The sequence below is a fragment of the Streptosporangium sp. NPDC087985 genome, assembly GCF_044741965.1.
Taxonomy (GTDB): Bacteria; Actinomycetota; Actinomycetes; order Streptosporangiales; family Streptosporangiaceae; genus Streptosporangium.
Map to the genome: position 1 here is coordinate 456887 of NZ_JBIUTQ010000003.1, position 12101 is coordinate 468987.

The 12101-nt window shown below is 69.6% G+C and carries 11 protein-coding genes; 5 read left to right on the forward strand and 6 right to left on the reverse strand.

The features are described from left to right. Positions 1 to 118: 118 nt before the first annotated feature. Together pruA and ACIN94_RS10940 are read right to left on the reverse strand one after the other, a co-directional pair. Positions 119 to 1744 carry an L-glutamate gamma-semialdehyde dehydrogenase gene (gene pruA, locus ACIN94_RS10935; RefSeq protein ID WP_400702868.1) on the reverse strand — a complete coding sequence of 542 codons (1626 nt, stop codon included), beginning with the start codon at positions 1742 to 1744 and terminating at the stop codon, positions 119 to 121. Then, complete coding sequence (locus ACIN94_RS10940; RefSeq protein ID WP_400702871.1) at positions 1744 to 2670, reverse strand: proline dehydrogenase family protein; 927 nt, start codon at positions 2668 to 2670, stop codon at positions 1744 to 1746. Before ACIN94_RS10940 ends, pruA begins: the two co-directional genes overlap by 1 nt. 94 nt (positions 2671 to 2764) lie before the next feature. Here ACIN94_RS10940 and ACIN94_RS10945 point away from each other — a divergent pair, with 94 nt between their 5' ends. Next, positions 2765 to 3832: a PucR family transcriptional regulator gene (locus ACIN94_RS10945; RefSeq protein WP_400702874.1), complete on the forward strand. Its 1068-nt coding sequence runs from the start codon at positions 2765 to 2767 to the stop codon at positions 3830 to 3832. 9 nt (positions 3833 to 3841) lie between these two features. On the opposite strand, the gene ACIN94_RS10950 is transcribed toward ACIN94_RS10945, so the two are convergent. The 3 genes from ACIN94_RS10950 to ACIN94_RS10960 all read right to left on the reverse strand — a co-directional run bounded on the left by ACIN94_RS10950 (position 3842) and on the right by ACIN94_RS10960 (position 7948). Continuing rightward, entirely contained in the window at positions 3842 to 4459 is a 618-nt protein-coding gene (locus ACIN94_RS10950) for an FMN-binding negative transcriptional regulator (protein WP_400702877.1), read from the reverse strand. Positions 4460 to 4677: 218 nt separating this feature from the next. Next, complete coding sequence (locus tag ACIN94_RS10955) at positions 4678 to 5829, reverse strand: glycosyltransferase (protein WP_400702880.1); 1152 nt, start codon at positions 5827 to 5829, stop codon at positions 4678 to 4680. Positions 5830 to 6088: 259 nt separating this feature from the next. Continuing rightward, complete coding sequence (locus ACIN94_RS10960; protein ID WP_400702883.1) at positions 6089 to 7948, reverse strand: SpoIIE family protein phosphatase; 1860 nt, start codon at positions 7946 to 7948, stop codon at positions 6089 to 6091. Between the two features lie 132 nt (positions 7949 to 8080). Between ACIN94_RS10960 and ACIN94_RS10965 the strand changes: the two genes are divergently transcribed. Then, entirely contained in the window at positions 8081 to 8782 is a 702-nt protein-coding gene (locus tag ACIN94_RS10965; protein WP_400702886.1) for an ANTAR domain-containing response regulator, read from the forward strand. Here ACIN94_RS10965 and ACIN94_RS10970 read toward each other — a convergent pair. Further along, the gene (locus ACIN94_RS10970) at positions 8779 to 9150 is read right to left on the reverse strand and encodes an STAS domain-containing protein (RefSeq protein ID WP_400702889.1); all 372 of its coding nucleotides are present in this window, start codon (positions 9148 to 9150) and stop codon (positions 8779 to 8781) included. The genes ACIN94_RS10965 and ACIN94_RS10970 overlap by 4 nt on opposite strands. Before the next feature lie 193 nt (positions 9151 to 9343). Here ACIN94_RS10970 and ACIN94_RS10975 point away from each other — a divergent pair, with 193 nt between their 5' ends. The 3 genes from ACIN94_RS10975 to ACIN94_RS10985 all read left to right on the forward strand — a co-directional run bounded on the left by ACIN94_RS10975 (position 9344) and on the right by ACIN94_RS10985 (position 12086). After that, positions 9344 to 10120 carry a SigB/SigF/SigG family RNA polymerase sigma factor gene (locus tag ACIN94_RS10975; protein ID WP_400702892.1) on the forward strand — a complete coding sequence of 259 codons (777 nt, stop codon included), beginning with the start codon at positions 9344 to 9346 and terminating at the stop codon, positions 10118 to 10120. A 236-nt stretch (positions 10121 to 10356) separates the two neighbouring features. Next, positions 10357 to 10695 carry an ATP-binding protein gene (locus ACIN94_RS10980; RefSeq protein WP_400702895.1) on the forward strand — a complete coding sequence of 113 codons (339 nt, stop codon included), beginning with the start codon at positions 10357 to 10359 and terminating at the stop codon, positions 10693 to 10695. Positions 10696 to 10760: 65 nt separating this feature from the next. Continuing rightward, positions 10761 to 12086 (forward strand): NAD(P)/FAD-dependent oxidoreductase, encoded by a 1326-nt coding sequence (locus ACIN94_RS10985; RefSeq protein ID WP_400702898.1) that lies wholly within the window; start codon positions 10761 to 10763, stop codon positions 12084 to 12086. The last annotated feature ends 15 nt before the right edge of the window (positions 12087 to 12101 follow it).

Consider the following 12101-nt stretch of genomic DNA (forward strand, 5'->3'; position numbering starts at 1 on the left):
GATGCCCGGGTCTCGAATGCGAGACCCGGGCATCGCCGTTCATCTGCGGGTTATGTGCCGCTGCCGTGCGAACGGCCGAGCTTTCGAGATGGGCTGCTGCCACCCGCTCTGAGGGATGTCAGCCCATGTGCGGGTAGCGGTGGTCGGTCGGGGGGACGAAGGTCTCCTTGATCGTGCGGGCGTTCACCCAGCGGATCAGGTTGAAGATCGAGCCGGCCTTGTCGTTGGTGCCCGAGGCGCGGGCGCCGCCGAAGGGCTGCTGGCCGACGACCGCGCCGGTGGGCTTGTCGTTGACGTAGAAGTTGCCCGCGGCGAAGCGCAGCCGCTCCGACGCCGAGGCGATCGCGTAGCGGTCCTGGGCGATGATCGAGCCGGTCAGCGCGTACGGCGAGACGCTCTCCATCTGGTCGAGCACCGAGTCGAAGTCCGCGTCGTCGTAGACGTGCACGCCGAGGATCGGCCCGAAGTACTCCTTGACGAAGATCTCGTCGGTCGGGTCGGCCGACTCCAGGATGGTCGGCTTCACGAAGTAGCCGGTGGAGTCGTCGTAGGAGCCGGTCAGCACGTTGATCGAGTCGAGCCCCCGGGCCCGGTCGATCGCGGCCTTGTGCTTGGCGAACGCCCGGTCGTCGATGACCGCGCCCATGAAGGTGGACAGGTCGGCGGCGACGTCGCCGATGGTCAGCGACTCGGCGGTGGCGACGAGGTCGTCACGGATCTGCGACCAGACCGAGCGCGGCACGTAGGCGCGCGACGCCGCCGAGCACTTCTGCCCCTGGTACTCGAACGCGCCGCGGACCAGCGCGGTGGTCAGCACCGCGGGGTCGGCCGAGGGGTGGGCCAGCACGAAGTCCTTGCCACCGGTCTCGCCGACCAGGCGCGGGTAGGACCGGTAGGAGGCGATGTTGGTGCCGACCGTGGACCACAGGTGCTGGAAGGTCGCGGTGGAGCCGGTGAAGTGGATGCCGGCCAGCTCCGGGTGGGTCGTGGCGACCTCGGAGACGGCGGCGCCGTTGCCGGTCACCATGTTGATGACGCCCGGCGGCAGCCCGGCCTCCTCCAGCAGGCGCATGGTGAAGTGCGCGGCGAACTGCTGGGTGGGGGAGGGCTTCCAGACGACGACGTTGCCCATCAGGGCCGCCGCCGACGGCAGGTTGCCGGCGATGGCGGTGAAGTTGAACGGCGTGATCGCCAGGACGAAGCCCTCCAGCGGGCGGTACTCCATCCGGTTCCACACACCCGGCGACGACACCGGCTGGTCGCTGTAGAGCTGGCGGGCGTAGGCCACGTTGAAGCGCAGGAAGTCGATCAGCTCGCAGGCCGCGTCGATCTCCGCCTGCTGCGCCGACTTCGACTGGCCCAGGATCGTGGCGCCGTTCAGCGTCTGCCGGTACGGCCCGGCCAGCAGGTCGGCGGCCTTGAGGAAGATCGCGGCCCGCTCGTCGAACGACAGCGCCCGCCACGCGGGGGCCGCCTTCAGCGCGGCGTCGATCGCGGCCCGCACGTCGTCGGCGGTGGCGTCAGCCGTACGGCCGAGCACGGAGGCGTGATTGTGCGGCTGGACCACGTCGATGGAGACGCCGCCTCCCATCCGCTGCTCGCCGCCGATCGTCATGGTCAGGTCGAGCTGGGCTCCGGCCAGTTCCTTGACGCGGTTCTCGAGCGCGACACGCTCGGCGCTGCCGGGCGCGTAGCCGAGCACCGGCTCGTTGGCCGGGACCGGGACGTTGGAGATGGCATCCATCACTTGCCTCCAAGGGCACGAAGAAAGAAGGCGATGTTGGCTGGGCGTTCGGCGAGGCGGCGCATGAAATAGCCGTACCAGTCCTCGCCGTAGGGGATGTAGACACGCATGGTATGACCGGCGCCGACCAGGGCCTGCTGCTTGTCGGTGCGGATCCCGTAGAGCATCTGGTACTCGTAGTCGCCCCGGGAGCGGCCGAAACGGTCGGCGAGGGTCTCGGTGATCGAGATCAGCCGGTCGTCGTGCGTTGCCACCATGGGGTAGCCCTTCCCCGCCATGAGGATCCGCAGGCAACGGACGTAGGCCTTGTCGACCTCGCCCTTGTTCTGGTGGGCCACCGAGGCGGGCTCGGCGTAGGCGCCCTTGACCAGGCGGACCCGCGAACCCTCGTGCGACAGGTCGCGGCAGTCCGCCTCGGTGCGGAACAGGTAGGCCTGAAGCGCCACGCCGGTGGACGGAAAGTCCTCGCGCACCGCCCGCAGGATGCCCAGCGTGGAGTCGACCGTGGTGTGGTCCTCCATGTCGAAGGTCACGTTCGCCCCGCAGGCGTGGGCGGCCTCGGAGATCTGCCGGGCGTTCTCCAGGGCGATCTTGTCGCCGTCCACGCCGAGCGCCTGGCCGACCGCCGAGAGCTTCACCGACACCTCGGCGCGGTCGCCGAGCCTCAGTTCACGCAGTGCGTCGAGCAGCGTGACATAGGCCTTGACCGTCTGGGCGGCGGCTCCGGCGTCGCGGGTCTCCTCGCCCAGATGGTCGATGGTGACGGTGAGACCGGCGTCGGTCAGCCGGTGGACGGCCTCGACCGCGTCCTGGGTGCTCCCGCCCGCGACGAAGCGGTCGACGACCTTGCGTGTCAGCGGGACGCCGGACACGGCGCGCCGTACGAGCGGCACGCGCGAGCCGGCGAGAAGAAGGGAACCGAGCATGTGTACAGACTAAAACCCCAGCTCAGACAGGCCTCATGTGCATCTGCCACGATCAAGGGAGCCTGCATTCATACAGATGTACAACAATGGGGGGGTGTTACAGGAGACAGTCGACGAGATCGCCACCAGGCTTGGGGCCTCCGCCACGCTGGAGGACCGGTCGTTCCAGCTCCTGGCCTATGCCGCGCAGAGCGGCGACATCGACGTGATACGCCGGGAGTCGATCCTGCGCCGCCGGGCGACGGAGGAGGTGCGGGCCTACTTCGAGGGGTACGGCATCGCGACCGCGCGCGGCCCGGTCCGCATCCCGGAGGACGCCGAGCTGGGCGTCCTGGCCCGGGTGTGCGTCCCGCTGCGGCACCACGACGTGACCTACGGCTACCTGTGGCTGCTGGACGACGGTTCGCTCGGCGCCGGCGCGCTCGCCTCGGTGTCGGACCTGGTCGCCCAGGCCGCCGCGTCGCTCGCCCAGGAGGCCCGCAGCCGCCAGGACCTGGGCAGGAACCTGCGGGAGCTGTTCTCGCCCGACACCGACGAGCGTTTCCGGGCGCTGTCCCAGCTCGACGTGCAGGGCCCGGTGACGGCGATCGCCGTGCGGAGCTCGCTGGACCGGGTGGCCGCGCTCTGGACGCTCCCGCGCGGTGTGCTCGCCGATCCCGGCCTGCTCACGCAGGGGGAGACGCTGGTGGCGCTGCTCGCTCCGGCGGCCCAGGCCTGGGAGTTGGCCGGCCGGATCCAGGCCATGTACGGCACGGCCGCCGGGGTGGGCGACGCCCGGGCCGATCCCGCGCAGGCCTGGCGGAGCTGGCGGGAGGCCGTCCAGGCGCTCAGGGTGGCGGGCAAGGTGCCCGCGCTCGCGCCCGTCGCGGCCTGGTCCGACCTCGGCGTCTACCGGACGCTCGCCCGGCTGTCCCCGGCCGACCTGCGGGAGCTGGCCGGGGAGATCGCCGGGCTGGCCGGGGACCCGGAGCTGGCGAGGACCGTGGAGAGCTACCTTGACCGTGCCTGCCACGTCCAGGAGACCGCGACGGCGCTCGGCGTGCACCGCCAGACGCTCTACTACCGGCTGGGCAAGGCTGAGCGGCTCGTCGGCCGTGATCTGGCCGACGGCGAGGACCGGCTGCTGGTTCACCTCAGCCTCAAGGCGGTCCGCCTGCTCTAACAGGTGGAGTCACCCGTCGAGCCTGCGCAGAAGGTGGCGGCGGGCGGCGGCGTCGCCGGGGCCGGCCCGCTCGGTCAGCCGGTCGGCGATGTGCCTGCGGTGTGGCTCGTCAAGGTTGCCGCCGTATTTGAACTTGCCGTTGACCTGCTGGATCGTCAGCCGCAGCCCCAGGATCCCCGGCAGGCGCCGCCCGTGCTCGGACGGGTCCACCAGGTCGCCGTCGGCCTCCAGACGGGCGAGCTGGGCGCGGAGGATCTCCGTCTTGCCCTCGGCGTCGCCGACCACCTCGGCGTGGCAGACGAGCTGGACCGCGGCGTAGTAGGTGGTCGGGACGCCCTTGCTCGGGTCCTCCAGGCCGGGAAGGGCCTTCCACGCCCCTGGGACGTATGACCAGTCTCCGGCGAGGGAGAGCACCACCGTCGGATTCTCCTGGATCGCGGCCCAGATCGGGTTGGGCCTGGCGAGGTGGAGCAGGATGGTGCGGTCGCCGGTGAGCAGGAACTGGGTCGGTACCACCACTGGGACCTCGCGTTCCCGGCCGGCGGCGATCAGGTGGCCGAACTCGTTTGCCCGGACGAAGTCCAGCGCCTCGTCCTCGGTCGCGGAGTCCCAGGGGTGAATCAGCATGCGGTCAAAGGTATGTGTGTTCGATTGTCGCCATCAAGCGGGCTTTTCGGCCCGGAGAGCGGCAACCGATCAGGCGAGGCCGGCATCGTGGGCGAGGAGCGCGATCTGCGTGCGGTAAGACCGGGACCATCCTGCCGACACCGACCAAAGTCGATAGCCGCCCCGACCAAAGGCATGCCGTATGCGGCCCCGGCGCCGTCGCGGCACGCGGTGTCCGGTCAGTGCTGGGTGGCGAGGGCGTGCTCGTAAACCTGGACGAGCTCCTGGCCGATCCGCTCCCAGGAGTAGCGCGACCGGGCGCGGTCGGCGCCGGCGAAGCCGAGCGCGGTACGCCGGGTGGGGTCGGCGAGTAGTTCGCGGATGAGCCGGGCGGTCTGCGCGGGACGGTCCGCCGGCACCAGCAGGCCGGTCACCCCATCCACGATGGAGTCGAGGTGGGCGCCCACCGCCGAGGCGATGACGGGCACGCCACACGCCATGGCCTCCAGCACGACGATGCCGGTCACGGCCTCACGCGGCAGCGAGACGACCAGGTCGGCGCTGCGCATCAGCTTGGACACCGAGGTGTGGGGGATCTGCCCGAGCACGGTGACCCGGTCCTCCACGCCGACCTCCTTGGCCAGCAGCGTGACGCGGTGCGCGTCGGCGTCGTGCGCCAGCCCTCCCGCCTCCGGCCCGCCGGCGATCAGCAGCTCGGCGTCGGGAATGCCCTCCAGCGCGCGGATGACGGTGTGGACACCCTTGTCCTGGGTCAGCGGGCCGACGTGGAGCAGGCGGGGCCGGGTGCCGCGGGCCGCGGCCGGTCCCTGGCGCCGGAAACGTTCGACGTCGACTCCACACGGGATCACGGAGATGTTGCGGCGCGGTACGCCCAGCCGGATCAGGGTGGACTCCTCGTCTCCGCATCCGGCGATCACCGCGCTGGCGCGGCGGCCGATCGCGCGCTGCACCCGGACCTTCTTGGCATCGTGGGTGTGCCCGCTGCCGAAGCTCTGGGTGAACGGCACGCCGAGACCGTCCGCTCCCGCGATGGCGGCCAGCCCGCCGGTCCAGGAATGAGCGTGGATGACATCAGGGCGGTTCTGCCCCCAGCGGCGCATGAGCTGGTCACCGAGGTCGGGCAGGTAGGGGAGCACGCTCTCCTCCGAGAGGTCCCGGGCGGGACCGGCAGGCAGGTTCTCCAGCGTGACGCTCCGGGACACGCGGACCCGCGGCTTGTCGGAGGTGGAGTGCCTGCGCGCGTAGATGGTGACCTTGTGCTCCCGGCCGAGCTCGCGGGCGATGGCGAGCAGGTGGGCACGCTGGGCGGCGAGGTCGGACGCGCTCTGCGAGGAGGACAGAGTGTCGGAAGAGACGAACGCAATATTCACGGCACACCTCTGGGAGGAGATAGGCATGGGAAGCCTGTGGTTCCTTCAGGGCTGCCTGCGTCTTAGGCACACATCTGTATGACAAAACCATACCCGGGTTCTTACCGAAGATAAACTTCCGCATTTCCGCTCTGCCGGAACTTTTCCATCCCATACGGACCCGGCGATGACCCCGGATGTATCTCTCGTTCCGCGCCGCCGGCACGGACACGCGTCGCGCGGACGGCCTCCGGGCGGGTCATCTGGCGCGACCGCCCAGCTATACGACGCGCAGGGCGAGTATCACGATCTCGTCCCACACCCGCCCCTGGGAGAACGCGTGCCGGTCCTCCTCCACGGCCCCGACCACCGTGGCCGGTGACTGCCCCACGCAGCGCGCCAGCACGTCGGCCAGGCGGCTCTCGCCGTACGGCTCGCCCCGCTCGTTCTGTGAGGCGACCAGCCCGTCCGAGTAGAAGACCAGGGTCTGGCCCGAGGTCAGAGTGAGTTCCTCGGTGAACATCTCGGCCTCGGATGCGATACCGAGCGGCACGCCGCCGCCGGCGGCGAACCGCACCCCGCCGTCGGGCTGCAGGAGTGCGGCGGGGTGGTGCCCCGCACTGGCCAGTCTGATCGTGCGCGCCTGGACGAACCCGGCCACCGCCATCACGAACATGCCGCTGTGCTGCGCGGTCAGCGCGTGGTTCAGCTTGCGCAGCGCCTCGCCCGGATCGGACTCCCAGACGCTCAGGACGCGCAGCCCGTTGCGGACCATGGCGCTGACCGAGGCGGCCTCCTCGCCCTTGCCCGCGGCGCCGCCGAGGGCGAACCCCCACCCGTCCCGCACGGGGAAGACGTCGTAGAACTCCGCCCCGACCGGGCTGGAACCCGCGTGGTAGATCGCCGACGCCTCGAATCCGGGGATGTCCGGCAGGGTCCGTGGCACCACGCTGGTACGCAGCGCGTCGGCGGCCTGGGAACGCGTCTGGAAGCCGCGCCGGGCACGCAGGGCGAGCCCGAGATGGACGCCGATCTCCTCCATCAGCCCGAGATCGGCCAGAGAGAACGGCTCGCGGTCGCGTAGCCGTACGAGAGTGAGGGAGCCCAGCGCATCCGCCTCGCCCTGGATCGGCACGATGAGTACCGAGGCGGCACCCATGACCCGGAGCAGCGGTGGCCCGCCGGGGACCTCGCCGAGCAGAGTCTCCTCCTCCAGCATCTCGTGGACCACACCTGATCCGCCGGTCAGTACGCGAGCGATCGCCGGCGCGGTCAGCGGGGTCATCCCCTCGACCAGGCGGATCAGGTCGGTCACCGGCTTGTCGCCCGGGCCCAGCACACAGGCCCGCCGGGGCACACCGTCGCGGATCACGTCGGCGATCACCCAGTCGGCGCTCCCGGCCGCCAGCAGCCGTGCCGCCCGGGTGACGGTCACCGGCTGGCGGAGGCTCTCCTCGTCGAGCAGCAGGCGGGTCATGCCGGACAGCAGTTCCTGCCGGCGTGCGGCAGCCATGATCAGGGAGGCGTCCGACCGGTCGACCGGCCCCGGGCCCACCCCGGCCACCTGTGCCTCCAGCGGGAGGATCACGACGGCGGTCATCTCCTGCGGCTCGCCCGGCATCGTCAGCCGGGTGACCGCGAGCTGCACGGTGTGCGCGCGGCCCCGGTGGGCCAGCCGGGTCTGGAACGTCGCGGGCTGGCCGCCCTGCTGCACCGCCGTCAGGTGCGAGCGGAACGCCGCGCGCCGGGAGACGTCTACGAGGAGTGGGAAAGAGCGGCCGATCAGGTAGCCGGCCGGGCTGCCCAGCATCTGGGAGGTCTCCACGCTGATACGCCTGACCGTGCCGGAGGCGTCCAGCACCACCACGGGGACGGGAAAGGTACGGAACACCTGCCGCAGCAGCTTGAGCTCCCGCTGCGACCCGCTCTCCCGCTCGCCGGATCGCCTGGGTGCCTTGCGCAGCTCGCGCAGGGACACTCCCAGCAGCTCGCGGGCGGTGTCGAGCTCCGCCAGCGCCGCGTCAAGTGTGGATCGCGGGTCGGCGGGGTAGGCGGACCTGGCTTCGCACAGGGAGGAAACCCTGGTGGTGAGCGCGTCCAACGCCTGTTCCAGGGCCTGAAGACCAATGGGGTCGGTCAATGTTCGTCCTCGTCAGCAGCCGGGATGAGGCTGGCCTCGTCGTAGACGGTACGCCACCCGGTTGGTCAGATCGATGCGCGGTCAGATAGTGATTAAGTTAGCGAAATCGGGAAGGGGTTCTGTGACATGGAGATGGTCACCCCTGTTCTCGCCCGGGATCTCGCGGCTCTCGGCCGGGTTGGCGAGGAAACCTCGAGCGAGAGCGTGCTACGCGGGCTCACCGCCACGCTCGCGAGCGACGTGCCGGGTTGTGCGGGCGGATCCGCCGAGCTCTGGCGCGATGAGCGGATGGTCGTCTCCGCCTCGCACAGTGAGCTCATCATGCTCGTCGACGGCGAGGGCGACCCGGGAGAGGGACCTTCCGCCGAGGCCCGTGCCACCGGCCACCATGTGATCGTCCAGGATGTGCTGCGCGAGTCCCGCTGGCCGGGCTACATCGGCATGGCGGTCCGCTGCGGGATCCGCTCGGTCCTGGCCATGCCGATCACCGTCGAGCGTGCCGTCCTGGTTCTCGGCCTGTACGGTGTGCGCCCCGATGTCTTCGCGGCCCGGAACGTCCCCCCGCTGGCTGACATGCTGGCCGAGCAGGTGACCGTGGCGCTGGCCAACATGTGGGACTACGACGAGGTCAGGACCGACGCCGCCCAGCTGCAGGAGGCGCTGGCCGGGCGGGCGGCCATCGACCAGGCCAAGGGCATCATCATGAAGTCCAGCGGCTGCTCGGCCGAGGCCGCCTTCGACGAGCTGCGCAGGGTCTCCCAGCACCATCAGGTGAAGGTAGCCGATCTGGCCCGGCTGCTGGTGGACGAACACCAGCGCAACCAGGTCCGCTAGCCGAAGGCGGCGAGTGCGTCCTCGATCGTGTCGTAGAGCGGCAGACGCTGGGCGAGGCCAGTGATCCACATCACCCTGATCTTGGCGTACTCCACCCCGATGAGGGCGAACTTCCCGCCGGCGTTGGTGCTGAGCTGCCAGTGATGGACGATAAGCCCCAGTGCGCGGGAGTCCATGAAGGTCACGCCGCTCAGGTCAAGCGCCATGTCGGCGCCGCACTCGTCCGTCCCGGCCGCCAGATAGTCGGCGAACTGGTCCCTGGTCGTCGCGTCCAGCAGGCCCGTCACCCGGATCACATTGATCCCGCCCACCAGCGCCGACGTCAGAGTCAGGGCCGCCGCTCTCTCGCCGTTCCCCGGCACCGTCACGCAGGTCCTCCTCGCCATGTGATTAGCAACCCTACTGTTACCTGTGGGAGAGCAATACTCCCGGAATCGGGGTAATACAGGAACCGAGGTCCAGCAGAGGGCCTCGCCTCGAAAATCGGTCGAGGCGATGCCATCTGCCCGGATGCTGTTCTGTGCCGGCGGTGCCGCCCGGCAGTCACACCAAGGAGCAGCAATGTCTGTTCAGGCCCTCGAACTCACTGACATGACCGCCGAGGAACTCCTCGCGGAGATGGTTCTGCCCGAGGTCTCCGCTTACCGCGCCGAGCGTCTGCGTGAGCGGATCGTCGAGCTACACCGGCCACTCGCCATGGAGATCGCCCGTCGCTACCGCTACCGGGGTGAACCGCTGGAGGACCTTCTCCAGGCCGCCTACGTCGGTCTGATGAAGGCCGTCAACGGATTCGACCCCACCCTCGGCCACGCCTTCCGCGGCTACGCCGCGGTCACCATGACGGGCGAGGTCAAGCGCCACTTCCGTGACCGCACCTGGGCGATCCGGGTCCCCCGTATCTATCAGGAGCGCAGGGCCGAGCTGAACCGGCTGGTCGCCGACCTCAGCCAGAACCTCGGCCGCGCGCCGACGATCGCCGAGCTCGCCGCGGAGATGAACATCTCCGAAGAGGACGTCCTGCTCACCCTCGACGCCTCGGCCGCCTACAGCGCACTCTCGCTCGACGCGCCGCTCGGCGGTGCCGACGGCGCGGCAGCAATGGGTGACATCATCCCCGACGAGGACGACGCGCTGGGCGTGCTCGTGGACCGCGAGGCGGTCAAGCCGCTGATCGACAGACTGCCGCCGCGGGAGAAGAACATCCTGCTCCTGCGTTTCTTCGGCAACCTGACCCAGGCTGAGATCGCAGCCGAGTTCGGAATCTCCCAGATGCACGTGTCCCGTATCCTGCGGAAGGTCCTGGACCAGCTCCGCGCGGAACTTGTTGTCGGATGCTGAATACCTCACTCCTCCCTGGGCACCGCAGCCGGCGACGGCAGAAGGGGCAGAGGGGGCGTTTGAATGATCCCCGGGTGCTCTGGACAGTGGCGCGACGGGACAGGAGAGGCGGACCTCGCGTGAACGAGGACGGTGCTCGTCCGGCTCGCTTCCCGGCGAGCGGCGCCCCTTCCCGGTCCGTACCCGCTGGAGCCGCCGTGGCGGAGTTTTCCTTCTGTCTTCCCGACCTGCCTGACGTGCGTGATTTCGCAGCCTCCCACGCGGTGCGGAGCGGGATGGCGCACGAGAGCCTGGCCGACTTCCTGGTGGCGGTGAACGAGGTGGCCACCAACGCCGTCACGCACGGCCACGCCACCGCCAAGGCCGTGTTGCGGATATGGACCGTCGGCCGCACCCTCGTGGTGGAGATTCACGACGAGGGGCGATGGACCCCCGGAGAGATCCCCGGCCGGACGCCGCCCGAGCCCTATGCCACCAGCGGCATGGGGCTCTGGGTGGCCCGGATGGCCAGCTCGGACATCACGGTCGAGACCGGAGTCGCGGGAACGTTCATCACCATGTTTTTCAAAGTCTGAACCAGATTTTTCGGATATAAAGCCCATAAAGGTCTGAGCTGGCTTTTCTGGGTACGAGCCGGTTTATGACTGCACCTGTCCGCATATTGATCGTTGGTGGCGGTTATGTAGGCATGTATGCCGCCCTGCGGCTCCAGCGCAGACTCCGGCGCGGCGAGGCCCGCATCACCGTCATGAACATCGACTCATACATGACCTACCAGCCGTTCCTCCCCGAGGCGGCAGCAGGCAGCGTCGAAGCCAGACACGTCGTCGTGGCCCTGCGCCAGGTTCTGAACAAGTGCATGATCCTCAACGGCTGGGTGGTCGGCATCGACCCCGTCGCGCGCACCGTCGATCTCTGTCCGCACGAGGGTCCCACCTGCACCCTGGAGTACGACATTCTGATCTTCGCGCCCGGTTCCATCTCCCGGACCCTGCCCATCCCGGGCCTGGCCGCGCGCGGCATCGGCTTCAAGAGCGTCGAGGAGGCCATCCACCTCCGCGACCACGTGCTCGCCCAGCTCGACCTGGCCGTGTCGACCAGCGACCAGGCCGTCCGGGCCAAGGCGCTCACCTTCGTCTTCGTCGGCGCCGGCTACGCCGGTGTCGAGGCGCTGGCCGAACTGGAGGACATGGCCCGCGACGTCTGCCGCTACTACCCGACGGTGGACCCCGGCGACATGCGCTGGGTTCTGGTGGAGGCCACCGACCGCATCCTTCCCGAGGTCGGCCCTGAGATGGGCCGGTGGACGCTGGCACAGCTCCGCGGACGGGGAATCGATGTGCGGATCAACACCGGGCTGAAGTCCGCCGAGGACGGCCACATCGTGCTCGGCGACGGCACCGCGTTCGAAGCGGACACCCTGGTGTGGACCGCCGGGGTCAAACCGAACCCGCTCGTGTACACCAGCGGTCTCCCGCTGGACGCCAAGAGCCGGGTGAAGGCGACCGCCGAACTGGCCGTCGAGGGCTTCCCCAACGTCTTCACGGCGGGGGACTGCGCCGCCGTACCCGACCTCACCAAGCCGGGGGAGCTGTGTGCCCCCAACGCCCAGAACGCCGTACGGCAGGCCCGCAGACTGGCCGACAACGTGGTGGCCACGATCCGGTCCGGGAGGCGCAGGCCGTACCGGCACGCCTATGTCGGATCGGTGGCCACGCTGGGGCTGTACCAGGGGGTCGCACAGGTATACGGCTACAAGTTCCGCGGCCTGCCGGCCTGGCTCATGCACCGGACCTACCACCTGTCGCGGATGCCGACCGTGAACAAGAAAGTGCGGGTGCTGACCGACTGGACCCTCGGACTGTTCTTCAGGAGGGAGATCGTCTCGCTCGGCGCGATAAAGCATCCCCGCCAGGAGTTCGAACTCGCCATCCGGACCACGCCCCCCGTCTCGTCCTCCCGATGACGCCGGGGCGATCCA